The 25,125-nt window shown below is 32.0% G+C and carries 19 protein-coding genes; 15 read left to right on the forward strand and 4 right to left on the reverse strand.

The window, feature by feature from the left end; translation table 11 throughout:
• Nucleotides 1-79: 79 nt before the first annotated feature.
• Both KM029_RS22765 and KM029_RS22770 read right to left on the reverse strand, forming a co-directional pair.
• Entirely contained in the window at nt 80-1,072 is a 993-nt protein-coding gene (locus KM029_RS22765; protein ID WP_144076106.1) for a hypothetical protein, read from the reverse strand.
• 104 nt (nt 1,073-1,176) lie between these two features.
• Nucleotides 1,177-1,434 carry a hypothetical protein gene (locus KM029_RS22770; protein ID WP_144076107.1) on the reverse strand — a complete coding sequence of 86 codons (258 nt, stop codon included), beginning with the start codon at nt 1,432-1,434 and terminating at the stop codon, nt 1,177-1,179.
• A 245-nt stretch (nt 1,435-1,679) separates the two neighbouring features.
• Here KM029_RS22770 and KM029_RS22775 point away from each other — a divergent pair, with 245 nt between their 5' ends.
• The 9 genes from KM029_RS22775 to KM029_RS22815 all read left to right on the forward strand — a co-directional run bounded on the left by KM029_RS22775 (nt 1,680) and on the right by KM029_RS22815 (nt 11,105).
• Nucleotides 1,680-2,264: a 3'-5' exonuclease gene (locus KM029_RS22775; RefSeq protein WP_144076108.1), complete on the forward strand. Its 585-nt coding sequence runs from the start codon at nt 1,680-1,682 to the stop codon at nt 2,262-2,264.
• Between the two features lie 272 nt (nt 2,265-2,536).
• Nucleotides 2,537-4,582: a beta-galactosidase gene (locus KM029_RS22780; RefSeq protein WP_144076109.1), complete on the forward strand. Its 2,046-nt coding sequence runs from the start codon at nt 2,537-2,539 to the stop codon at nt 4,580-4,582.
• 158 nt (nt 4,583-4,740) lie between these two features.
• The gene (locus tag KM029_RS22785; protein WP_144076110.1) at nt 4,741-5,796 is read left to right on the forward strand and encodes an L-rhamnose/proton symporter RhaT; all 1,056 of its coding nucleotides are present in this window, start codon (nt 4,741-4,743) and stop codon (nt 5,794-5,796) included.
• Between the two features lie 53 nt (nt 5,797-5,849).
• Complete coding sequence (locus KM029_RS22790) at nt 5,850-7,010, forward strand: mandelate racemase/muconate lactonizing enzyme family protein (RefSeq protein WP_144076111.1); 1,161 nt, start codon at nt 5,850-5,852, stop codon at nt 7,008-7,010.
• The gene (locus KM029_RS22795) at nt 6,967-8,433 is read left to right on the forward strand and encodes an aldehyde dehydrogenase family protein (RefSeq protein ID WP_144076112.1); all 1,467 of its coding nucleotides are present in this window, start codon (nt 6,967-6,969) and stop codon (nt 8,431-8,433) included. Before KM029_RS22790 ends, KM029_RS22795 begins: the two co-directional genes overlap by 44 nt.
• A 6-nt stretch (nt 8,434-8,439) precedes the next feature.
• Entirely contained in the window at nt 8,440-9,390 is a 951-nt protein-coding gene (locus tag KM029_RS22800; RefSeq protein WP_144076113.1) for a 2-dehydro-3-deoxygalactonokinase, read from the forward strand.
• Nucleotides 9,380-10,036: a bifunctional 4-hydroxy-2-oxoglutarate aldolase/2-dehydro-3-deoxy-phosphogluconate aldolase gene (locus tag KM029_RS22805; protein WP_144076114.1), complete on the forward strand. Its 657-nt coding sequence runs from the start codon at nt 9,380-9,382 to the stop codon at nt 10,034-10,036. Before KM029_RS22800 ends, KM029_RS22805 begins: the two co-directional genes overlap by 11 nt.
• 340 nt (nt 10,037-10,376) lie before the next feature.
• A complete protein-coding gene (locus KM029_RS22810; RefSeq protein ID WP_158631191.1) occupies nt 10,377-10,550 on the forward strand; it encodes a hypothetical protein in 174 nt (57 codons plus the stop codon).
• 51 nt (nt 10,551-10,601) lie between these two features.
• On the forward strand, nt 10,602-11,105 hold the full coding sequence (locus KM029_RS22815) for a hypothetical protein (RefSeq protein WP_144076115.1): 504 nt from the start codon (nt 10,602-10,604) through the stop codon (nt 11,103-11,105).
• A 520-nt stretch (nt 11,106-11,625) separates the two neighbouring features.
• On the opposite strand, the gene KM029_RS22820 is transcribed toward KM029_RS22815, so the two are convergent.
• Both KM029_RS22820 and KM029_RS22825 read right to left on the reverse strand, forming a co-directional pair.
• On the reverse strand, nt 11,626-12,195 hold the full coding sequence (locus KM029_RS22820; protein WP_144076116.1) for a hypothetical protein: 570 nt from the start codon (nt 12,193-12,195) through the stop codon (nt 11,626-11,628).
• 201 nt (nt 12,196-12,396) lie between these two features.
• Complete coding sequence (locus KM029_RS22825; protein WP_144076117.1) at nt 12,397-13,266, reverse strand: AraC family transcriptional regulator; 870 nt, start codon at nt 13,264-13,266, stop codon at nt 12,397-12,399.
• Nucleotides 13,267-13,616: 350 nt separating this feature from the next.
• Between KM029_RS22825 and KM029_RS22830 the strand changes: the two genes are divergently transcribed.
• The 6 genes from KM029_RS22830 to KM029_RS22855 all read left to right on the forward strand — a co-directional run bounded on the left by KM029_RS22830 (nt 13,617) and on the right by KM029_RS22855 (nt 24,944).
• Nucleotides 13,617-16,790 carry a SusC/RagA family TonB-linked outer membrane protein gene (locus KM029_RS22830; protein ID WP_144076118.1) on the forward strand — a complete coding sequence of 1,058 codons (3,174 nt, stop codon included), beginning with the start codon at nt 13,617-13,619 and terminating at the stop codon, nt 16,788-16,790.
• A gap of 18 nt (nt 16,791-16,808) precedes the next feature.
• Entirely contained in the window at nt 16,809-18,470 is a 1,662-nt protein-coding gene (locus KM029_RS22835; protein ID WP_144076119.1) for a RagB/SusD family nutrient uptake outer membrane protein, read from the forward strand.
• Nucleotides 18,471-18,541: 71 nt separating this feature from the next.
• A complete protein-coding gene (locus tag KM029_RS22840) occupies nt 18,542-20,515 on the forward strand; it encodes a hypothetical protein (protein ID WP_144076120.1) in 1,974 nt (657 codons plus the stop codon).
• A gap of 207 nt (nt 20,516-20,722) precedes the next feature.
• Nucleotides 20,723-23,635: a right-handed parallel beta-helix repeat-containing protein gene (locus tag KM029_RS22845; protein ID WP_144076121.1), complete on the forward strand. Its 2,913-nt coding sequence runs from the start codon at nt 20,723-20,725 to the stop codon at nt 23,633-23,635.
• A gap of 142 nt (nt 23,636-23,777) precedes the next feature.
• The gene (locus KM029_RS22850) at nt 23,778-24,338 is read left to right on the forward strand and encodes a hypothetical protein (protein WP_144076122.1); all 561 of its coding nucleotides are present in this window, start codon (nt 23,778-23,780) and stop codon (nt 24,336-24,338) included.
• A gap of 57 nt (nt 24,339-24,395) precedes the next feature.
• On the forward strand, nt 24,396-24,944 hold the full coding sequence (locus KM029_RS22855) for a DUF4269 domain-containing protein (protein ID WP_240050356.1): 549 nt from the start codon (nt 24,396-24,398) through the stop codon (nt 24,942-24,944).
• Nucleotides 24,945-25,125 lie beyond the last annotated feature (181 nt).

A 25,125-nucleotide genomic window follows, 5' to 3' on the forward strand; every position in this document is an offset into this window, starting at 1 on the left:
AAACGTTTCTATCGTAATAATGTTCTGTCTAGGTAGTAGAATAGCTTAAGAATGTTTCTATGTATTAGGTTTAAATTTGTTAGAAACCGATTTTAGAAATTTGTTTAAATACGAACTTTTTAGAAAGATGTATAAAATTAATATACCATGGTAAATTATTCCATTTTAATGCAGGCAATAAGATTCTATCTTTAGTAAAACCTTCAAAGTAAGGACGTAGTTGATTTTTATAATGAATATCTATTTCCGACAAGTTTACATAAGTACCAAAATGTAATGCAGTAGCTTTATTTAAATTTGATTTAATGAATTCACTTAAAATATAATTTCTTGAATTTTTTGATCTAGAACCTTCTGTAGCCGTATTTAATAGATATTGAAAATGGTTTTTATGTTTAATAAATATAGAAACAGACTCGTAATTATTATCAGTTGCAGTTGCAAAAATAGAAATAACATTATGTTTATAGAGTACTTGATATAATTGCTTTAATTGTTCTTTTATAAAATGGATATCAATATTACCGATTCTCTTGGCTGTGTTTTTTTCAAAAATATCTAAGAAAGTGTCGATCTCTTTAAGTTCAATTAGTTCATTATTTCTATTAATTCCTCTTCTAATATTTCTCTTTTTATTTTTAGAAAATAGAGAATAAAGATCTTCCCAAGATTTTGTTAAAGAAACATTAATATCTTCAACATAGATAGTAGTATCTACCTTATTTTTAGAATTGAAAGTATAGTCGATGCAATAAGGAATCTCATTTTTGATAATTTGAAGAGCTGTAGAAGTATAATCATCTGCATTTTGTAATGAGGAGAAGTAGCCAAGTTCATGTGTGAAAAGTGGCATCTTGATAAAATGGAAACCTTGTTTTTTCTTAACAGGGAGAGGCATCACCCATACATATTTTTCATTTTTTTGAATAATTACTGCCCACCAATCAGGGGATGTAATATCAAGGTACCAAGAAAAAGCAAATACAATAGACTGTACAGACTCTTCAACACATGTGTTCCAAAGCGAGGTATCTATCTGATTTCTTTTTAAAAGTTGAAGTTTTTCTTTCATTCAATCATTCCTCTATTTCTACGTAAATATAACTTCTTGAATAAAAAAATAGCATCTCAATTAATTGAAATGCTATTCTATAGACATCATTAAGATGTTTATCTTTATTCAGCTTTTTTCTTTCTAGTTCTTTTAGGAAGCTTTGCAATTTCTTCTTCAACAAATTTATTCATTGTAGAATAGTCAATAATTGCAACAACAGTTCCACCCTCAGGTAAACTTTCTCCTACATCATAACTATAAAGAGATAATCTAGAATATACCTTACCATTAGACGACGCTAGGTATTGACGATTTGTATGTAACTCTTTATCTGTGTCAAAGAGTAGTGTGTAACTTTTCGAATCTAGAGTGATTTCCATATTGTTAAATATTAGAGATATGGGGATGAAAGATATTTTATAAATTATAAACTCCTCATTTAGCCATCTTCTTAACTAAAAGCGGAAGTGTAATTTACGATTATTTTGGTTGTATATATATCATTCTTGACTAATATTTCACTTTTAACTTATTATAGAACAATATATCGTTAAAATTGTATCAAATAGAATGCTTTTTCTCCATTTTAATTCTTTAATTGAGGTACAAATAAACTAATAATTATATGTATTTATTTTTTGATACGGAAACAACAGGCTTACCTAAAAATTGGAAAGCACCTATGACGGAAGTTGATAATTGGCCAAGAGTAATTCAGCTAGGGTATCAACTTTATAATACTAATCAAGAATTAGTAAAAGAATATGCCCAGTTGATTCTACCTGATGGATGGGTTGTACCAAAAGAAAAATTTTGGATTGATCATGGTTATTCTACCGAACAAAATGAGAAAGAAGGAATACCCATGCCCAATGCTATACAAGAGTTTATTCAGGATATTGAAAAAAGCCAACATATTATTGCTCATAATTTAAGTTATGATCATAATGTTTTAGGAGCAGAAATGATTCGTTATAATCAGTTTACTCGACATAAAACAAATAAATATTGTACTAAAGATTTAACTGTTGATTTCTGTAAAATACCAGGTAATTATGGAAAATATAAATGGCCTAAATTAGAAGAACTACATCAGATTTTATTTAAAGAAAACTTTGATGGAGCCCATGATGCATTGAACGATGTACGAGCTACAGCAAGATGTTTTTTTGAATTATTAAACAGGAAAGAAATTACCTTATTAAAGTAACTGTTTTTATAGTTTTTGTTTTTAAAAAAGAGTAATTCTTCCAACATAATAGACATCCATTTTTTTTAAGTGACTTTTAGAAAAATGGATGTTTTTTTTATCTAAATTTCACTTTTATACCTTTTGAAATAGACTATTTACCCTTTTGAGTCAAATATGTGCTTATATAAGTTCATTTAATGTTCAAAACACACTTTTAGCTTTCGTACTTTGCCTAAGTGATTACTAATAACAAAATACATTATTCAGTTTAACTATTACTACAGAATTCAATGAAGAATATTACTATCGTATATTTTATATTTCTCTTATTTTTTGGTCTCCAAACTTCTACTATTGGTCAAGGAAATAATAGTAATGTAATACAGAAAAATGGCTGCGACTTTCAAAATAATGATTGGTTGGAAATTCCTTTATCTGGAAAGAAAGGAGAAATTACATTGAAGATAAATTATGCAAAATGTTTTCTAGATTTAAGTGATTATAAAAATTTAGCTATTGAAATAGATAACGTATCAAAAGCAGATATAGATTATTTTATTACGGTTAGAGGAACAGTAACTTATAAAAAACAACAATCAAGGTATTTATTAAGTGCTGGAGAGCACAAAATAGGAAAGGTAATTCTTATGCGTCCTAACCTTGATAAGCAAGATACATGGGTAACTACTTTGGGAAATTTAAAAATGTACCCTTATGATATGCATCCAAGATGGGATGCTTTTGATCTTAAAAAAACAACATTTATTTCTGTAAAAATAGCTTGGGAGAAATCATCTACAAGAACGGAGACAATTAAGATGAAAGTTCCTTATGGAATAGATACTTATGAATTTGGTAAACATCCTCAATATGATCTACCTCTTCCTGTCGTAGATAATATGGGGCAATTTATTTCTGATACTTGGGAGAGTAAAGTACTTAACACTGAGGAATTGACAAAACATGGAAAACATGACCTACATAAATTTATTGGTAAAGGGTATGATAATGCTGAATTTAATAAATATGGAGGGTGGTTAAATGGACCACAGTTTGGTGCAACGGGACACTTTTATGTTGAAAAATATAATGATAAATGGTTTTTTATAGACCCTGAAGGTTTCCTTTTTTGGTCTATAGGTGTTACAGGCGTGAATGGAGGTTCTGCAACACCTACAAAAGATAGAGAAGAACTTTTTCCTACTTTATCAGAAAATGAATTATCTAGTGATATTGGTAGTTTATTAAAAGAGGCTGAAACATGGAAAGGAATTGATTTTCATACTAGAAACCTCATTAGAAAATATGGTTTAGATTGGAAGGAAACTCACCAAAAAGTCTCTTTAGGTAGAATGCACACTTGGGGAATGAATACATACGGAGCATGGTCGCAAGTTACAAAAGGACAGAAAATGCCTTATACCTTAATAGTACATCCTAATGTTGTCAATTTTGGGAAAGCAGATAAAGTTCCTGATCCATTTTCAGAAGAATTTAGAGAAGACCTTAGCCGTAGGTTAAAAATGATGGCCAATAAATATAAAGGAGATGAATGGAATTTAGGTGTTTTTGTTCAGAACGAAATTCACTGGGGTAAGACACATCATACAGTTCCTTTAGCTGTTTTAAATTCACCAAATTCTGTTGCTGCTAAAAAGGAGATGCTGAAGGTCTTGAAAAAGAAGTACTCTTCAATCAATAATTTAAATAAAGCATGGGGGAGTTCTTTCAGCTCTTTTGAAACTATAAAAGCAAGAAGTATTAACAAGTATAATGATACCTTTAAAACAGATATTCAAGATTTTTTACGTCATCATGCAGAAACTTTCTACAGATTATCAAAAGAGTTGGTTGAGGAATATATGCCAGGACACTTGTATCTGGGAAGTAGAATTCATGGTCAGATTATGGAAAATAATAGTATTGTACAAGAGGCAGCTGCAAAATATTGTGATGTAGTTAGTTTTAATATTTATAGGTATTCCGTTTCTGACTTTAAGCCCTTATTTATTGCTGATAAACCTGTCATTATCGGAGAGTTTCATTTTGGAGTTGCTAGTAAAGGTGTTTGGGGAGATGGTTTGCAAAATGCAACTTCTGATGAACATCAAGCAGATCTTTACAAGGCTTATATGAAAGGAGCAATGGAGCATGAGAAAATAATTGGAGCACATTGGTTTCAGTGGGTAGATCAATTAACAACAGGTAGAAAAGATGGAGAAAATTATAGAATTGGATTAGTAGATATCACAGATCAACCTTTTGATAAACTGACCAATGCAGTAAAATATACATCAGAGACTTTGTATAAAACTAGAGTTGGCGTAAAACAATAACACATTGTTGAACCAAGACTTTGACTCTTATTTTGATCATATAAAGCACCCAAAAATGATATGAAGTCAAAATAGTGTTTGTAGTGGTTTAAATATGTAAAATAAACACTAATAATAAGTGTCATATTTGATTATAAATTTTTTAATATAAATAGACTATGGATTTTTTAGCAATAACATTAATTGTATTCGCAAGCTTTTTCCAAGGGACTTTTGGTTTGGGAATGAAACATATAGCGCCTTTAAAATGGGAAAACTGGTGGTTAGTACATTCGTTTGTAGCAATGATTGCTTTCCCTATTGTATGGTCGTTAATTGTTGTTCCAGAAACATTTGAAATTATTGCAGGAACAGATCCTTCGGTATTAACAATGGCTATGCTTTATGGATTTCTTTGGGGTATTGGTGGAATCTTATTTGGTATTAGTGTTGAGTATACTGGTATATCAATTACATATGGTATTGTAATGGGACTTGCAGCCTCAATGGGATCATTAATTCCATTATTTCAGATGGAACAATTACCAGATAATATAAGTATTGTTTTAGCAGGTGTAGCACTTCTATTAGTAGGAGTAGGTATTACAGCAGTTGCTGGAGTGAAAAGAGATAGTGTTCAGAATGCAACTCAAGAGGACAGTGAAGAAGAAGAGGATGGTGATGTTTTAGTGGCTGTTGCTCCTAAGGTAGAAACACCTAAAAAATCTATAAAAACAGGTGTAATGATTGCTACAGCATGTGGTGTTCTATCTGCTTTTTTAAATGTAGGATTCTCTAATGCAGCACCTGTTGCAGCATCTGCGGTTGCTAATTTTGGAGCAGACCCAAAAGATGCAAGTTTAGTAGCTTGGGTAGTCGTATTGCTAGGCGCATTTGCAATGAATGGTGGTTACGCTGTATTTAAATTAGTTCAAAATAATTCTTGGTCATCGTTTCAGGTGGCCAATAGCGGCAACGCATATAAATGGTCAATTTTAGCAGGTTTATTCTGGTTTGCAGCACTTGGTGTTTACGGACAAGGAGCAGCATTAATGGGAAATTTAGGTCCTGTAATTGGATGGCCAATTTTATTAGGATTAGCACTTATTATTAGTAACGTGTGGGGATACAGATCTGGAGAATGGAAAGGTGCAAAAGGACCTTTTAATATTCTACTAGGTGGATTAGCAGTTTTAATTGTAGCTGTTTGTATTCTAGGTTACGCAAATTATTAACAAAAACGACTTCTTACCCGACCAACAAGCGATTTACAAACAAAAATTATGTCATGAAAATTAAAGAAATTAAACCTTATGTTATTTCGCAGCAACTCGAAGAACCTTTCTACTTTTCTCAGTGGGAGTATGCTTCTAGAAAAATTTGCTTAGTGAAAATAACTTTAGAAGATGGTACGTATGGATGGGGCGAAGGCTACGGTCCGGCTGATGTTTTAAAAGCTGGAATTGAGTTTTTTAAACCATTTATTATCGGAAAAAATGCATTAGAGCACGAAGAAATTTGGCAGACAATGTATATGCGTTCTCTTGATTATGGGCGTAGCGGTATTTTCCAAGCAGCAGTAAGTGCAATAGATGTTGCCTTATGGGATATTAAAGGGAAACTTTTTAAGCAACCTGTATCCGTTTTACTAGGCGGAGTGAAAAACCCTGTTATTCATCCTTATGCTACAGGATTTTATTTTACGCAGTCGCCAACATTGGAGGCAGATTTAGTAAAAGAAGCAAAACTATACAAAAAATTAGGTTTTAAAGCTGCCAAAATGAAGGTAGGTTTAGGGATCGAAAAAGATGTTTTTTATGTTGATTTATTAAGTAAGGCTTTAGGACCTGATATTAAATTAATGATCGATTCTAACCATGCTTATAATTACAGAGAAGCTTTAGAACTTTGTAATAGATTGAAAGAATACAATATAGGTTGGTTTGAAGAACCTGTTTCTCCAGAAGATTATAATGGCTATAAAAGGCTTAGAGATAATACTGATATTCCAATTGCTGGAGGTGAGTGCGAATATTTAAAACACGGTTTCAAACGTCTTTTTGATGCTGACGCTGTGGATATTGCACAACCAGATATTTGTGCTTCGGGTGGTTTAACAGAAGCAAAACGCATTGCTACTCTTGCATCTACTTATCATAAAGATATTGTGCCACACTCTTGGGGTACATGGATTGCAATTAGTGCGGCAGTACATTTTGTGGCAAATTTAGATAAAAACCCAGGCAGAATGTTTGGAGAAGCACCAATGATAGAGTTGGATAGAACCGAAAACCCACTTAGAGATAATGTAACTTTCTCTGATGTGAAAGTGGAAAATGGAAAAATATTAATACCTACAACACCTGGTTTAGGTGTAGATGTGAATCAAGATTACTTAGAAAAATATGCAAGCGATAATCGAAGAAAAGAAAGCGTTGAAGTTTGGTAAGAAAAAACTTTATATCAACGGAGAGTTAGTTGAAGGTTCTGCTAATGAAACTTCTTTTGTGACATGTCCTCATGATAATGAGCCTATTGCAGAAGTAGCCTTAGCAACTTTAGAAGATACAAAAAGAGCTTTAGATGCAGCTCAAGAAGGTTTTAAAGTTTGGTCTAAACTTCCTTTAGAAGAACGTTTAGAGTGGATCAATAAACTAAGAAATAAATTATTAGAAAACAGCGATTTACTTCGTGAAGCTGTAAGCAATGAAATGGGAAAAACATGGGATGCAACCGGAGAGGACATCACTAGTATTACCGATTCATTAAAGTTCTATTCTGATGAAATGCGCGTGAAGTCGAATTTCGAAATAGAGGATAGAGCAGGAACACATACGCACAGAATGGTATATCAACCATTAGGTGTTGTGACAGCATTTTTAGCGTGGAACTTCCCGTTATTAAATTTAGGATTTAAATTAGGGCCTGCGTTGGCAGCAGGATGTTCTATTGTAATTAAAGCATCAGAATCATCTTCTGTCTCTTCTTTAATTATTGCAGAATTAGCACACGAAATTGGTTTCCCAAAAGGAGTGATTACCGTACTTTTTGGTAACCGTCAAAATGTGGGTATTCCTTTGTGCGAAAGTACAATTCCTCGTCTAGTAACCATGATTGGTTCTACATTTACAGCTCAAAAGTTAATTGAGCAATCTGTAAAAACTTCAATCAAACGTTATTCTATGGAATGTGGTGGTAATGCGCCATTTATTCTATTTGAAGACGGTAATATGGAGGATGCTCTAGGAATTACAACGGCAATTAAGTTTGGAGGTAATGCCGGTCAAGTTTGTGTTGCTCCAAACCGATTGTTTATTCAAGAAGGAGTTTATACAGAATTTGTAGATAGACTAGTAGCAAATGCTAAAGCTACAAAGCTTGGTTTCGGTAAAGAGAACAAGCCAGATATGGGACCTTTAGCAAACAATGCACAGGTAAAATCTGTTGAGAAATTTGTAGCTCAATGTGTAGAACAAGGTGGTAAAATACTTGCTGGTGGTAAAACACTAGAAGGACCTGGTTGCTATTTTGAGCCAACAGTTATTGTAATGGATAACCCTAAAGCACCAATTTTACAACACGAAGTTTTTGGACCTGTGTGTGTGATCTTGAAGTTTAATACCAAAGAAGAAGTAATTGCTTATGCAAACGATTCTGATGCTGGTTTGGCTTCTTATGTATTTACTGCAAATAATGATTTAGCAGATGAAGTTGCTATGGAATTAGAATTTGGAGAGGTACAACAAAATGGAGTAAGATACGATATCAATTTGCCACACTTAGGTGTTAAAAATAGTGGTATAAGTATGGACTGCTCTAAATATGCTTTAGACGACTACTTGATACTTAAAAGAGTATCAAAAAAAATATAATTAAAGATGAGCTTACCAGAAAAGTTTATCAGTTGTGATTGGGGTACTTCTAATTTCCGTCTTCGATTAATTAAAACAGACACTTTAGAAGTACTAGATGAGCACAAAACTGATAAGGGAGTGAAAAAGCTTTATAGTGAATTTCAATCTCAAAAACGATTAAATCAAGATAGGTTTTTTTCTGATTATCTAACAGAACAATTAAAAGAAGTAACATCTCTTGATGGCGAAAATGTTGTTGTAGCTTCGGGTATGGCATCTTCATCAATTGGTATGAGAGAGTTAGGATATTCTGCAATGCCATTTGATGCCTACGGAAAAAACCTCTTTAGCAGATCAATATCACTTAGTAAAAAATTGCAGATATTATTAGTATCAGGAGCAAAAACTAAAGAAGATGTAATGCGTGGGGAAGAGATTCAAGCAGTTGGCTTATCAGAATTTCTGCCAATAGAAAAAGCGGGAGTTTTACTTCTTCCAGGAACGCATAGCAAGCACCTACATTACGAAAAAGCCTCATATGATGACTTTAAAACATTTATGACAGGCGAATTATTTGAGATCATTTCTTCTCAAAGTATTTTAAAATCTTCGTTGGAAAAAACAGACTACTCTAAAAAGTTTGAGAAAGCTTTTATTGAGGGTGTAAAAAAAGGAGCTTCTGGTTTTACGGCCTCTTTGTTCTCTATTAGAGCAAAAGATTTGATGAAGAACGCAACGAAACAAGAAAATTACTTTTTCTTAAGTGGGTTATTGATTGGCGATGAATTGGCCTACCTTAGTAATGATGATTCTACTATTAGTGTAGCAGCAAACGGCACACTTGGTGACTTATATAAATTAGCTTTAGAAGAAATTTTAGACGATAATAGTCGTTTAAACTTCATAGAAGAAGAAGTACTCGAAAAAGCACTGCTGATAGGTCAGCGTAAAATTTTAGAATCATATGAAAAATAATTCATTTTCTTGGGATGCATTCAATGATGCACCAGTAGTTGGTATTATGCGTGGAGTTACAATAGAAACAATCCACCGTATTATTCCAATATATATTAAAGCAGGTTTTTCTACAGTAGAAATTACAATGAATACTGAAGGAGCAACTGATTTAATAACAGAAATGCGAAATGTTTATCCAGACATTAATGTGGGAGCAGGAACTGTTTGTTCTTTAGAAGACCTCAAGAATGCAGCAGATGCAGGAGCTCAGTTTATTGTTACACCTGTTATTAACGAGGAAATTTTTGCTCCTTGCAAAGCATTAGGTTTACCAATATTTCCAGGTGCGTTAACCCCTACAGAAATTTACAAAGCTTGGACTTTAGGGGCAGCAGCAGTTAAAGTTTTTCCTTGTTCACAATTTGGAGTTGGATATATAAAAGATGTAATGGCACCATTAAATACGATCAAACTTTTACCTACAGGTGGAGTAGATAAGAAAAATATTGGTGAGTTTTTTAAAGTTGGAGCTGTTGGTGTTGGAATGGGTGGATCTTTATTTGATAAAGCCCTTATACAACCCGGAAAAGAACTAGAATTAGAAGCACATTTTGCTCAAATTAAGGCAGAAATTAAAGGTATTCAGGAGCCTACTTTAATATAAGAAAATTCTGATTTAAGCGATACTCAAAAGGCTAGTAGACATATGTTTACTGGCTTTTTCTCTTTTATGGCTCTTCTTAAAAATATAATGTATTTACCAACTACGTAGTAAATATTTATTATGTTTTAATAACTGATATACTTCTAACCTTTATAATATTAATAAATTAGCAAAATATAGTCACGTATTAAACCTTTAATATTAAGTTATACTGTGTTTTTGGTGATCTAATAAAATTCATAAAAACTAAAAAAGTAATTTGAATTGATATTAGTACTATATTTTTAATGTATTCATAATCTCTGCTACTATATTTGTAGAGAAAATAATAAACGATTAAATGAAAGATTTATATTATGGAATTGCATATACTGTAATTCTAATTGCATTGCCGATCTTGGCTTATAATTTTAATGGTAATAGCATTTTAGACAGTATCTTTTCTGTTTTGTTCTTAGGTTGGTTAGCATTTATGTTTATCCGCTTAGCAACTTGGTTAAAGAATTTAAGCTAAGCTGTATAACTCTAGAAAAAGAATTAAACCTATATTTTAATAAAAACACTCATGCAAGAACTTCCTTTTAAAGCGATACCTCCGATACCCGAAAAAATTAATGGAACTAATATCATTTCAAGAATGATTGATGGGCTTGGTTTTAGGTATTACTGGGCTACAAACGGTCTAACTTCATCAAATTTAAAATTCTGTCCTGTAGAAGGAAGTAGAGATATGATTGGCTTAATTAGTCATATTTATGACCTTTCTTACGGAACAAATAAAGTTTTGGGTGGAAATTTCAAGAAAAAAGAATTATCAGAATTTAAAGATTTAAGAGAAGAAACTTTAGCATTGTATTGGGATACAAGCAAGCGTCTTAAAGAGATGGATCCTGACGATTTAGAGAACTATAATTATATGGGTTCAGCACAGAATTATCCCTTTTGGTACCTTTTAAATGGACAAATAGCGGATGCATTAACACATGTAGGTCAGGTAGTTAGTTGGAGACGTATTGATGGAAATCCTCAAGAAACAGGAGTAAACGTATTCTTAGGTAAGAAAATGTAATTATTTTGATAGGCTTGTGTGTTTGTGTAACATTAAGTTAAATTATAACATTTTTAAATACAATTTTTTTTATTTATGTTTGTTATATAAGTAAGCTATTATAATTTACTTATAACTTTAATATACTAGCTTGAAAAAATTGACATTTTTTAATTTTCAACGCTCATCTCATTCTCTGTGTAGTTGAATTTTAGAATAACAAACTAATCCTATGAAAAGAAAATTTCAATTCTTCTCCTCCGTACTACTCGGAGTTTTGACTGTAGTTTTTACCCTTCTGTTTTTACTTTTGATAGTAAATATCGATAGTATGTACAGTGAAGTTCAAAGTAGATTTTTATCAATCTTATTTTTGATAATTACTATTGTTTGTATACTGTTTTCTGGACATCTTTCTAAAGAGATGTATAACAGGTTCAAACGTTGGAAATTACATTAAGCAAACACAAATTAATACAAAAAAGGTGATTATGGAGCTCTAAAAGCATTCATAATCACCTTTTTAAGTATATAACTAAATTTACAATTTTGCATAGCCAACATTCTCTTCGTTAGATTTTTCTTTTTTACCTTTAAAAGATTTTCTATATGCTTTATATTCTTTTTTAAATGCTCTCCACTCTTTACCATTCATTACATAAGCTTTATCTACAGATTTATCTCTAGTAATTGCCTGAATAGTAGGAAGAGGTGCTACAATTAGAAAGTATGGATTAAGCAATACTAAAGTCCAACCAGATACGGCAAACATAGTAGACATTCTAGCATTTCTATATTTTTTAGTATGTTCATAATAAAGAGCATTTTCAGGAACATCACTAACTTGAATACTATCACCATATACTTTTGCCACACGTTGTGCAGAGTATAAAGTTTGCACTTTTACGCTATCAAAGTGAGTTACTTTTTCTTTTTTCAATTTTGCTACAGAAACAACAACTGAATCGCCATTTGTATAGAAAGTTACATTATCTAATTGATTAGGAGTTTTTATAGAAGAGGCAACCGCCTGAACTACTAAAACTAACTGAGCATTTACACTTAATATAGAAAAGGTAAATAGTGATAGAACGAGTATTATTTTTTTCATAGAGTTTTAAAGTATTTTCAATTACTAATATCATTTTGAAAAAAATATCACCAATTAAAATCAAATAATTTTACAAAGTTGTTTTTAAACCGAAAACAAAATTTCTCTATCCGCAAATATATACTACAATTAAATCAGCAATAGTTATGAAATGTTTTATCTACTATCTTAAAAATTAATTTACCTTAATTTCATTGCGTATTAATTTCTGTTTAAATGTATTTTTTGATAATCTCTAGGGCTTACATTTTTTATTTTTTTAAACTGTCTATTAAAATTGGTTTGTGAGTTGAAACCACAACTATAAGTAATTTGACTAATAGATAATTCATTAGTAATTAGAAGTTTACATGCGTGCCCAACTCTTACCTCATTAAGAAATTGTGAGAACGGTTTGTGTGTTCTTTTCTTAAAAAACCTACAAAAAGGAGAAATGCCTAAATAAGACAGTTCTGCCACTTCAGACAATTGTATATCCCTATGGAAGTTCTCTAATACAAACTGATACACCTTATCTAATCGCTTAGAATCTTTGTCATTGATATCTTCACTAAACCCACTACTAACAAAAATACTTATATCATCTTCTATAGATAATTTATGTAGAATTTGAAGTACCGTTTGCATACTTTCAAAACCTTGAGAAGTTTGTAAATCAACAAGATGTTTAAATATCTCTTTCTTTACTTTTTCATTCCTAAATTCAATACCGTTTTTTGCTTTGCTTAATAGTTTACGTAATGAAACCGACTCATGCATTTGTAAAAAAGTATCTCCAAGAAAATTAGGGTCAAACTGTAGAATCAGAGAATCGGTAGTTAAACCTAGATTATTGTAGTATTCTGGAGAGTTTTTCCAAAGATGAGGTAAATTTGAGCCTACTAGAACCAATTCCCCTTCATTAAACTCTGCTACATGGTCACCAATAAAACGCAATCCGTTTCCTTTATTGATGTATATAAGCTCTAATTCTTTATGAAAATGCCATTGTTCGTCTAAACATGGCTTCTGGTTTCTGTAAATAGTAAAACTCTTGTTTGTAGGTGCTAATTTTTTTTCAAGTAATCTCATTTCATCAATTTTTGTGTCGTTGTAATGTAAATATTGTACTTATTTTGTTACTTGTCAACAGAATTGTTACAAACTATGTCAAATAAGTACTACTTTCAGTAGAAATGTGTCTTATATACACTAATAAAAAGTGAGATATTTGAATTGTTAATTAATTTTAAAGTTTAAGATGTATTGTTTAATATGTTTTAAAATTTCGAATTAAGACTTACGGCTCTAAGAAAAGGATTGATGTGATCCTTAATTGAAATGAATTAAACAGGCACTCGACTACTATTATAATTTAACTATTCATCTGACGACGGATATATAAAATGTATTGGTAGAAGGGAATTAATGAAATTCTCAAAATGAAGAAAAAACTATTATTTTTTGTAGCCCTACTTTTTTGTTCGCTACAATTACTAGCTCAAGAGGCATTCCAACTTAATGGTCTTATCAAAGATGATACGGGGCAACCTTTACCTGGAGTAAGTGTAGTCATTAAAGGCACTAGTACTGGCTCAATTACTAACATTGATGGTCAATTTAAGATTGAAACTAAAAAAGGAGATATTCTCCACATTAGTTTTATCGGAATGCTACCTCAAGACATTACGGTGGGTTCACAGACAAGCATTTTAGTAAAATTGAAAGAAAATGTAGAGCAACTAGATGAAGTTGTTGTTACCGGATACGGAGAAATGAGAAAGCGTGACTTAACAGGGGCACTTACTCAAATTGAAGAATCTACTGATGTAAAAACACAATATAACACTGTAGATGGGCTACTTCAAGGACGTTCGTCTGGTATTCAAGTTATTGGTAACGATGGTAGTGCAGGTGGTGCTACCTCAGTTAAAATACGTGGTACTAACTCATTAAGAGGTAATAACGAACCTTTGTATGTTGTAGATGGTGTAATTATTTCTACTGCTGGCGAAGGGATGAGTAGTCCTTTTGAAGGCGGAGGTGGATATGCTATGGGAGCTCAGAATGGTCTTGCTGGTATTAACCCAAGAGATATTGAGTCTATGGAAGTTTTAAAAGATGCTTCTGCTACTGCAATCTACGGTTCTCGTGGTGCAAATGGTGTAGTTTTGATTACTACTAAAAAAGGTGAGAAAGGAAATGAGAAAGTTACGATATATGCAAATACATCAATCTCTAATTTTCAAAATGAAATTCCTGTTTTAAATGGGCATGAATATGCTTCATTTATTAATGAAGTGAAATTTAACCAAGGTTTGCGCCCTGTATATAACATTGACCCTAACACTAAAGAAGTAACTGATTTTAATACAGGTGATAAGTTTGAATCAATAAATTGGCAAGAACAGGTTTATAAGCAAGCTGTAAGTTATAATGCAGGAGCAACTCTTAGTGGGGGGTCAAAAAAATCGAACTATTATATTGCTGCAAACTATAGAGATAATCAAGGTTTACAATCAGTAGCTAAATCTACTGGAGGCGATTTCAGAATTAATTATAATAGAAATGTAAGTGATAAGTTTAACTTCAACATTAAATCAAACTTATTCTATAATAATGGTTCTCAATCTCAATCAGGATTAGCTGCAGGTGGTAACGCTTCAATTGTTACTCAAGCAATTTTTTCAAAGCCTTTAATTGGTGGTCAATTTAGTGATGAAACGACAGACAATGCTGATACTAACAATACACCATTAACACGTATGTTAGGAAATGATGATTTGACGGAAGAATTGAGATCTCAATTATCGTTAAACATGAAGTACAAGTTCAATAAGTATTTAAGCTATACTTTTAGAGCTGGTGCTGATATTAGAATGAAAAACAGAGAAGTTTGGTACGGAACAGGTACTACAAGAGGTGATCGTTCTAATGGAACATACAATCAATCTGAGCAAAGTAGAAGATCTTTTACTATGGATAATCTTTTGATGTATAACAGAACATTTAAAAAGAAACATAGAATAAATACTACTGTTGGTGTTACTTATGATGGTGTGTACCAATCAGATCAAGTATATGGTGTTGCAGATTTCGCAAATCAATCGTATAGAACTGAATTCCCACAATTGGGTAAAACAGTTATAATGCCTTACTCTAAAAATCTTACTGAATATACTGTATTGTCTGGTTTGGCTAGAGCAAATTATTCTTTCAAGAACAGATATATTATTACAGCTTCAATAAGAGCTGATGGTTCGTCTAAATTTAGAGAAGATAATCAATGGGGTTATTTCCCATCATTGTCAACAGCATGGTATGTTTCTGATGAGCCTTGGATGAAAGGTTTAAAAACAGTATCAAACTTAAAATTACGTGCAGGATGGGGTGAAACAGGTAATCAATCTGTACAGCCATATAGATCTTGGCAAAACTATACTACTGGAAGATATGTAGATGCTGGTGGTAATACAGTGATGACTGCTAATCCAATGAACTTTGAAAACCCTAACTTAACATGGGAGTCGACAGCACAAACTAACGTTGGTATTGATTTAGGTTTCTTCGATGATAAAGTAACATTGGTTTCGGATTTCTATTACAAGCAAACGGATGATTTATTACAGCAAGTTCAAATTCCTAACTCAACTGGTTTTGGTTCTTACCTAACAAATAGAGGTTCTTTGGAAAGTAAGGGTATGGAATATGCGTTAAATGTTGTTGCTTACGACAAGAACGATTTAAAAATTCTGGTTGGTGGTAACATCTCATTTAACAGAACAATTATTACAGATTTAGGTGTTCCAAACTCTACGTTCTATCAAGATGGAAAAGAGGTAACAAAAGAGATGATCCAAGGTGGTAATATCTCAACAGGATTTACTTTAAAATCACCGGCTAACTTATTTATTGTAGGTGAGCAATTAGGCTTGTTCTATGGTTATAAATCTGATGGTATCTATTCTTCAGCACAAGAGGCACAAGACAGTCCGTTATTAAACGGAAAACCTTCAGTAGCTGGAGATATCAAATATATTGACCTTAACGGTGACGGTGTAATTAATGCAGACGATAGAACTACAATGGGTAATCCAAACCCTAAGTTTAATTATGGTATGAACATTAATGCTTCTTACAAAGGAATATCATTATCTGTATTATTTACAGGTGTGTATGGTAATCAAATCATGAACTCAGGTTTAGCATTCTATGGTTATCCAGATCCAATGTGGGGTAATAACAGTGTTCGTCACGATACATATACAAACAATTGGTCAGAGAGTAATCCAAACGGAACTAACCCTAGAGTGGGATATGGATATACTGAGGGGTACAATAACATAATCTCAGATAGGTTATTAGAAGATGGTAGTTATTTAAGATTATCTACGGTAACGTTAGCTTATGATGTACCAACAAACAAACTAGGTATGAATAAGATTAAAGGTCTTAATGTATATGTTACAGGAAGAAATTTATTTACTATCACCAACTATACTGGATACGATCCAGAAATAACTTCTTACCTATACGATGGTACAATCTTAGGAGTAGACTGGCAAACAATGCCTAACCCAAGAACATTCATCTTTGGTTTTAACTTATCGTTCTAATTGATAAACACAACTGACATGAAAAAGAATAATATCTTAAAATATATACTATTACCTCTCTTAATTTTATCATCGTGTACAATTAAGGAAGAACCACCTTTTGCAGATAAAGAGTTAATCTATGCAGGAGATCAAGGAAAAAAAGCAGTATTAGATGGTTTGTATGCTATGCTTATTGAGTTTCCTGGTTATAAGCAAGGGTTTCATGAAACAAGACAAATACATTCAGGTATTTTAAATTCTAGACAAGCATCTTTACAAGCTACAGTTGGATCTTTAAATATCGACCCAACATGGAATCAGAATGATTTTTCTTGGGGTAATTACTATACTCTGGTTTATAGAGCAAATCAATTATTAGTAGATATAGAAGTAAAGGAAACATCTACTGCTTATGATATAGATGTAGTGGGGAATGCATTATTCTTACGTGCTTTTTCTTATTTCCATTTAGTAAGAAGCTGGGGTGAAGTTCCTTTAATTACAGCTCCAACTAGTTTAGAGACCTTATATATTGGTAAATCAACTAAAGGAGAAATTTACACGCAGATTATTGCTGATTTAACGTTAGCTGCAGAGTATTTATCTGAAGGTGGTTTAGCTCCAGGGTATCCTAAAAAATATGCTGCCGAAATGCTTTTAGGTAAAGTGTATATGTGGTTAGCTTCTGCAGAAGATAGCGGAGAAGAAGATGTATTAATCTCTGGTGTTCAATACGAAACAGATACAACTTCTGGTACTGAACTTACGTACTGGCAAAGTGCTTTAGCTCATACATCTAAAGTAGAAGGTCAATATATGCTAACTTCTGATTATAGAACATTATTTGCAGGAGCAGATGGTAACCATACAGAAGAAAGTATTTTTGAAGTGAACTTTAACAGCGAAGTTGCTCAGGTTTCTTACACAGCATTATTTACACCAAATAACTGGACAAAAGGTTTAAATAATTATGGTAGAATAGTTGTTAACCCAGAGATTTACGCTAGACATCAAAATACGCATGAAAATGATCCAAGGTTTAAGGGTAACTTCTTGGGAGATTATAATGGGTTTTCTAGAAATCAAAGTACAGGCGAAATTATTGTTGCTCCTTGGGGTACTAATTTTAAAATAAATGATGCGGGTAGATTAAATCTTAAAGCAAACCAAATGGGATTAGGCTATGCAGTATTAACAAAGCATATGCTAAAAGATAGAGAGCAGACTACTTTAGATTCACCTAAAGGATTTATCATTTTCAGATATGCAGATTTATTATTAATGCTTGCTGAAATTGAAAATGAGTTAGGAAATACTTCTAAAGCAGAAACTTACCTAGCAAAAGTATTAGAAAGAGCAAGAACATCTACATACCTAAATACAAATGGTGATGTTCAGTCTGGAAATGGTATTGATCCAATATTACAACCAGGTCAATCTCAAGATGAGATGAGAGAGACAATTTTCCAAGAAAGAATATTTGAATTAGTTGGCGAAGGAGAAGATTGGTATGAAGTAAGAAGAAGAGGCTTTGCTTATTTTACTTCTCATGTGATAGAACCTCATAATAACTTTATCTACTTTAATGAAGCTATTGATGTTAAGTTAAATACTACAAATAAAGGAATGCTATTTCCAATTCCTTTATCAGAGATTGCAAATAATCAAGCTTTATCAGAGCAAAACCCTGGTTACTAATAAAAACTACATTCACTCAGGTAAACTACTATTTACCTGAGTGATCATAAAAACATTAAGTATTTCAGATCATGAAAAATATTTATATATATAGTTTCTTAGCTTTCATTTTAGCTTTTACAAGCTGTACTAAAGAGCAAGAGATAATAGAAGGAGTTGAATCGGATATTTCAAATCCGCCTCAAAATGTAACATACAATAGCTTAACAACAAGCTATGCAGATACTATAATAACAGAGAAACCATCGCTATCAGGAGGTACAACAAATGTAGCTTACGGTATTGAATACCCAGTAAGAGTGTTTATTGGTGGCGAGGAAGTGGACTATGCTACAACTTCAATTGTAGATAGTGCAATGGTACAATTCTTATTTACTACCGATGCGAAAACTGGTGAAGTAATTATTAGAGATACACCAAACTTTAGTGTTACAGATTTACCATATGGTGATTACGTAGTTTCTGTATATACAGATTATAGAGGGGGCACAGTTGTTCATGATTCTGCATCAACAATCCATCTTGTAAACTTAGGTTTAGAGTTAGAGCAACCGTCGTATACAAATACTGTAAATACATCTTTTACAGGTGTTTATGAAACTGTAAAAGCAATTGTTACAGATCTAGAAACTTCGGATTTAGAAATCTTATCTTATGCCTTAATTAATGATCCAGTAGAAGGTTTTTCTATAGATTCTTTAACAGGAGAGCTTTCTAAAGAATCTGTATTAATTGCACCTGGTACTTATCAATTTGGTGTAAAAGTGAATACAACATATGGAGATAAATATTTTGATAGTACTTTAATTGCAACCGTTAATCCTTTGGATATTGCAATGTCTTACACATCAAAAAGCTTGGGTTTCTTAGAAACTGGTTCTTTAGGTTTACCTACTTTATCGGGTTCTGAATTAGATGCAGCTGATCAATCTTCGTTTAGATATTCATTTACAGAAGAGTATGTAGGTTTTACAATTGACTCATTAACGGGAGAAATTTCTAGACCAAACTTACTTGCAGCAGAAACTTCTTATTCTTTAGAAGTAGCTTTAGTTACAAATATTGGGGTAGTACCAAATACTACTTTAGAGATTACAATTGCAGAAAAGCCTGCTATGACTTTTACAAAAGATGGTGTATCGACTACTTCGGTTGAAGTATCTCCTTGGACTGCTTTTACAGGTTTACAGGTTAATTTAGAGCAATTAGGCAATGAAGCTCAGACTTACTCTATCATTTCAGATTTAGAAGGTCTAACAATTAATACAACAACTGGTGCTATTGCATTGGCTGCAGATCAAAATTATACTGACGGTGAGTATGCTGTTACTGTAGTAGCCAACTCTCCAGGTAATGATCCTCTTCCTTATGCAGATGCTTACACTATTAAAGTAGTAACAAAAGAATTTGAAACAGAAACAATTACAGGTGGTTACCAAGAAATTGTTGATATTGATCCTCCTTTTAATGGAATGGTAGGAAGAGTATTTGACGATATGATAATACCAACTTGGGCAGCACCAACAGTTATTGGAGCTCATGCAGATCATCCAACTTCTACCCCTTGGATTAAATCAGTACAAGGAGCAGGAGCTACATTTTCAACAGGAATTTATGGAGTTGTATTAGAAGTGCCTTTAGCTGGAGTACATGGTGAGATTAAAACATTGGAAGTGAAGTACAAAGATGGCTTACACAATACTCATGGATGGGGTGCTGGTTCTAAATTTAATAGATCATTTAGAGTATCGGATGCTTATACTTCGTCAAGTTTTGTGGCTAGTGAGTGGACTACTTTAGAAGAAGAAAATAACGGTACTTGGACGACTGGTTATGGCGCTACTAATATGTCATCTAATGAATATGTACTACCAACAGAAGACCTAGATGAAATATCTTACTCTAGAGAAATTACTGAAGGAGAAACAGGTTCATTATTCTTTGGTATTTTTGTTGAAGTTATTGAAACAACATGGGGAAATACATTTGCAATAGTAGATTTAAAATATACTACTGTTGAAGTTTATGATGCTATTTTTGAATAGGATTTAGACATAAAAGTATTTTTTATAGAAACAGATCATCGCATTTATTGTGGTGATCTGTTTTTTTTTAATGTCAATAAAAGACTTAATAAGGTCTATCAAATACTGATAATAACTACCATTATTAACTAGTTTGCACATATACGGTTAACTGTATTCTGTACAGTTATTTTTTAAAAAACTACATGATACTACTTCACTAACAATATGGGAAAAATAATTACAGTGGCTCTACTCTGCTTATTAACTACTATATCAGGGTTTGCATCAGACTACTATGTAGATGCAATTAATGGGAATGATTCTAATAATGGAATATCAGAAAATACAGCTTGGAAAACTTTAGATAAAGTAAATGCTTTAACACTAAAAGCTGGTGATGCACTTTATTTTAAAGCTGGTGTTGAAATCTACGGGACATTAAAGCCTAAAGGATCTGGTAATTCAGAAAACCCAATTATTATTGGTAAGTATGGTGGAGAGGCTTATGCAAAAATAAATGGAGAAGGGTATACTTCCGTGATCACGTTATCTAATGTACAAGGATATATTTTAAAAGATTTAGAACTTGTAAATGATCAGGGTGCTGCTTTAGAAGACAATGCTTTAACAGAAAGAGTAGGGGTAACACTAAGTAATAGTACTGATGGAATCAAATATTTTTTTAAGTTTTCTAATTTAAAAATGCATGATATCTATCCTAACAACCCAACAGGTGATGAAGCAAACGACCCTGCTTATAAAGGTTACGGTTTTAAGATAACAACCTATGGAAATAAAGAAACTTATATCGACGGGGTAACTATAGAGAATTGCGAAATCTATGATATTGGTTACAGAGGTATAATTGGAGGTAGATGGAGTACCGTTGCTCCGGAGTATGCTATGAATAAAAATATTGTAATTAGAAATAACCATATTCATAATATTGGAGGGGCAGGGATTGTACCTATGCACATGGAAAACCTACTTGTTGAAGATAATATTGTTGATCATCCCGGAGATACTTCAGACCCGAGAATGATTGGTAGAGGAAGTGGAATTTGGCCCCTAAGATGCAAAAATGTGCTCATCCAACGTAATCAGTTTTTATCAGCAAGAGGTAAACAAGATTCTTGTGGAGCACATATTGATATTGGAAATGAAGATATCACTATTCAATATAATTACAGTTATGACAATGAAGGTGGCTTTGTAGAAGTTCTTGGAGGAAATAAGAATTCAATTTATCGTTATAATATTTCTGTAAACGATGGATGGAGAACAGGTAATCATTTAGGTGCTATCTTTTGGGTTGGGGGCTATATGGGGAATAATTTAGATCCAGAAGGCTCTGTAAATACCCAAGTTTATAATAATACAATTTATGTAGGAGAAGGAATTACAACGTATATTTTATTACAATATGGCACAGAAAATATGTTTAAAAATAACATTGTACATATTCATAAAAATGCCAACTTAATTTATAGAAATTACAGTTACGAAAATACCTTTGAAAAGGTAGATGTAGATTTTGATCATAATATCTTTTATAAAGAAGATGCAAATGGTAACCCAACTACTACACCTATAGATAAAGATGCTAAAAGTGTAATTGCTATGCCTTACGGCGATAATGATGCCTTTATAGACCCACTTATAAAAATGCCAGGTAGTACTGCAGCAGACGATTATAAGTTAGACTATTTTTCTCCTGCAAAATCGGCTGGAGAAGTTATTGAAAATGCCGGTGCTTATGATTATTGGCAATCACTTTTACCTAAAGATATTAATCCAACAATTGGTGGTCAAGAATTGGTTGAGGTAGAAAGAACAGAAAGTGCGGCTTATTATTTAGATGTAGAAAATGGAAATGATAATAATGATGGTTTATCAATTTCAACTCCTTTTAAATCAATTGATAGGATAAATGAACTCACTCTATTGGCAGGAGATTCTATTTTATTTAAAGGGGGAACTACTTTTGATGGTCAACTAACTATTTCTGCTAAAGGTACCGTAGAGAAACCAATCATTATTGATATATATGGAACAGAAAAGGCAGTTTTAAATGCAAGTATGAATACATCCGCTTTAAAAATAAGTAAAGCAAGTTATGTAACTATAAGGAACATTTCATTTCAGAATGGAGTAGCTTCTTCTACTATCCAATACGGTATTGAAGTATTGAATTCAGATAATATTAAATTTTCTGAGTGTAGGTTATCAGGAATAGAAACAGTAGAGAGTGCTATTATCATGGATGGAACGTCCGATGTAATAATAGAAAAATCTGAAATTGTAGGTACTACAGAAGGCTACGCTTTTTTACTTAAAAATGAGAATAGAAATATAACTTTACAGTACAATTACCTTTTAGAAAATAAAGGTGGAGTAGTAAAAGCATCAGGTATATTATCAGCACTAAATTTTCGGTATAACCTGTCTATTAATAATGAAGGGTATTTTGTATGGATGGATGAACTTACTTCTGCAGAAACTATTTCTATGTACAATAACACAGTTTACACAAAAGAAAACATTACTTCACGTTTTCAAATAGGAGAAGGTGTACAAGTAATGTTTAAGAATAATATTGTTCAAGCTGAAGGTACATTTATTGTAAATACTGAGGAAGATCAAAATGACTTTAATCACAATAATTATTTTGGTGCTATAGTTGGTTTCCCAACAGGAGATAACGATTTAATTATCAATCCATTACTAATTAATCCAGGAACTGCATTTGATACCGATTACATTCTGGCTGCAAATTCACCATTAATTGGTAAGGGAATTGCTATAAATAATCATGGAACCGAAGATTACTTTGGTAACATAATAACTAATACAGAGAATTGGAATATTGGTGCAAATCAAGTGGCATCAGAAGAAGAAATCATTACAGATGTAGTGAGTGATTTTGATGTAGAACAGATTGTAATTTATCCAAATCCAACAACTGATTTCATTTATTTAAAAAATGTACCAAATGGAGAAGTAGTTCAATTAATTACTCTTCTTGGTAAGACATTACAGCGAGAAGTTAAACATCAATCTATCTCATTAGAGGATTTGGTTGATGGTGTTTATATTTTAAAAATCGGAAATCATGTAACCCGTATAATAAAGTATTAACTAACTTACTTTTAGCTAACCAATTTAATTAGCTTCCTCATTATATGAGGGGGCTTTTTTTTTGTTATAATAATGCTAAACACTTTGTTTACGTACAATTATCAAATGTCTAAAAACTAAACTAATCAGCTTAAAAATTATCATGAAAAGTATCTTTTTCTTTCTTACTCTCTTTTTTGCAGTCAATTTTGCACAAGCTCAAATGAATTTTTACGGGATTAAAATGAACCTCGAAAAAACAAAAAAAGCTGCCATAATTAAAGAATTTTACGGTAAAAAAATTGCATTTAATAAGCTTGTAACAAAAGACAGACAACTAGCGGGGATTTCTACAGCATCACTTAATTTAAATGGTTACGATTACAATTGGTATTCAGAAGAAACAATTTTAAGAGTGGTAACAGATTTAGAACGTGCCCTAAAAATTAAACTGAACAAATATGAGTTAACCAATACTGATGAAGATCCTACTATTTATAATGGGTTACCATTTATAACATACTCTGGAGTTCAGACTGTAGGAGGTAGGTTATACCATTTTACGATCAATGTATTTAGATTCACAGATTATGTTGGAGCCTCTAAGAAACGCTTTTATTCTATGTCAGTCAGTTGTCAGGATGATTTGTTAATGGAGAAATATTTTAATGATTATCCAAAGAGGAAAAAGAATTTCTTCACAGCACAGAAAGAGGTAAATTAATAATGTAAAAAGTATCTACTTTTGTTAAAAAACGGTTTAACCTAATAAATATAAAATATGATGAATACAGAAATTGATTTTAAAGATATAGTGTATTTAAATTCAGGTAACAATAAGCAAAAAAAAGCATTTAAGGTTTTGACTAATAATAAAATAATATCCTCACTAAAAGATTTTAGCCCAATACTAATAGGTACTATTCCCATTAACATAGCTATTGAGAATAGTGATTTGGATATTATTTGCCATTTTACAGATGAAAACTATTTTAGAAAATTGTTGATTGAAAAATTTAGTAACTATGAAAAGTTTAAAATATATGAGAATACTTCACAAGAATCATTAGCTATTGTTGCTAATTTTTTTATTGATGACTTTGAAATAGAAATTTTTGGACAAGATATTCCAACAAGTCAACAACGAGGATATCTACATATGCTAATCGAACATAGAATTCTGCTAGAAAAAGGAAATGATTTTAGGAAACGAATTATTAAATTAAAAGAACAAGGCTATAAAACAGAACCTGCTTTTGCTCATGAACTTGGTTTGGAAGGAGACCCATATGAAGCTGTTTTGAGTTTAGATAAATATAATGGTGATTAAAGTGTAACCTTGTAAAATAATAAGTACACTTCTGCTCTCTTTTTACTAAAGTTTTTATCCACTAATTAACATTATTCATAATAAATAATACAAAATTAAGCTTTATCTTTCGGCAAGACCTTTCAATAATTATCTATTATTCTGAAGGTTTTCTACACTACTTATTGGTACTATTTTACTT

It is taken from the genome of Flammeovirga kamogawensis, from assembly GCF_018736065.1.
Lineage (GTDB): Bacteria > Bacteroidota > Bacteroidia > Cytophagales > Flammeovirgaceae > Flammeovirga > Flammeovirga kamogawensis.

Coding starts and splice junctions, on each gene's coding strand:
- KM029_RS22765 (WP_144076106.1), bottom strand. CDS start 1,072: ATGAAAGAAAAACTTCAACTTTTAAAAAGAAATCAGATAGATACCTCG.
- KM029_RS22770 (WP_144076107.1), bottom strand. CDS start 1,434: ATGGAAATCACTCTAGATTCGAAAAGTTACACACTACTCTTTGACACA.
- KM029_RS22775 (WP_144076108.1), top strand. CDS start 1,680: ATGTATTTATTTTTTGATACGGAAACAACAGGCTTACCTAAAAATTGG.
- KM029_RS22780 (WP_144076109.1), top strand. CDS start 2,537: ATGAAGAATATTACTATCGTATATTTTATATTTCTCTTATTTTTTGGT.
- KM029_RS22785 (WP_144076110.1), top strand. CDS start 4,741: ATGGATTTTTTAGCAATAACATTAATTGTATTCGCAAGCTTTTTCCAA.
- KM029_RS22790 (WP_144076111.1), top strand. CDS start 5,850: ATGAAAATTAAAGAAATTAAACCTTATGTTATTTCGCAGCAACTCGAA.
- KM029_RS22795 (WP_144076112.1), top strand. CDS start 6,967: ATGCAAGCGATAATCGAAGAAAAGAAAGCGTTGAAGTTTGGTAAGAAA.
- KM029_RS22800 (WP_144076113.1), top strand. CDS start 8,440: ATGAGCTTACCAGAAAAGTTTATCAGTTGTGATTGGGGTACTTCTAAT.
- KM029_RS22805 (WP_144076114.1), top strand. CDS start 9,380: ATGAAAAATAATTCATTTTCTTGGGATGCATTCAATGATGCACCAGTA.
- KM029_RS22810 (WP_158631191.1), top strand. CDS start 10,377: ATGAAAGATTTATATTATGGAATTGCATATACTGTAATTCTAATTGCA.
- KM029_RS22815 (WP_144076115.1), top strand. CDS start 10,602: ATGCAAGAACTTCCTTTTAAAGCGATACCTCCGATACCCGAAAAAATT.
- KM029_RS22820 (WP_144076116.1), bottom strand. CDS start 12,195: ATGAAAAAAATAATACTCGTTCTATCACTATTTACCTTTTCTATATTA.
- KM029_RS22825 (WP_144076117.1), bottom strand. CDS start 13,266: ATGAGATTACTTGAAAAAAAATTAGCACCTACAAACAAGAGTTTTACT.
- KM029_RS22830 (WP_144076118.1), top strand. CDS start 13,617: ATGAAGAAAAAACTATTATTTTTTGTAGCCCTACTTTTTTGTTCGCTA.
- KM029_RS22835 (WP_144076119.1), top strand. CDS start 16,809: ATGAAAAAGAATAATATCTTAAAATATATACTATTACCTCTCTTAATT.
- KM029_RS22840 (WP_144076120.1), top strand. CDS start 18,542: ATGAAAAATATTTATATATATAGTTTCTTAGCTTTCATTTTAGCTTTT.
- KM029_RS22845 (WP_144076121.1), top strand. CDS start 20,723: ATGGGAAAAATAATTACAGTGGCTCTACTCTGCTTATTAACTACTATA.
- KM029_RS22850 (WP_144076122.1), top strand. CDS start 23,778: ATGAAAAGTATCTTTTTCTTTCTTACTCTCTTTTTTGCAGTCAATTTT.
- KM029_RS22855 (WP_240050356.1), top strand. CDS start 24,396: ATGATGAATACAGAAATTGATTTTAAAGATATAGTGTATTTAAATTCA.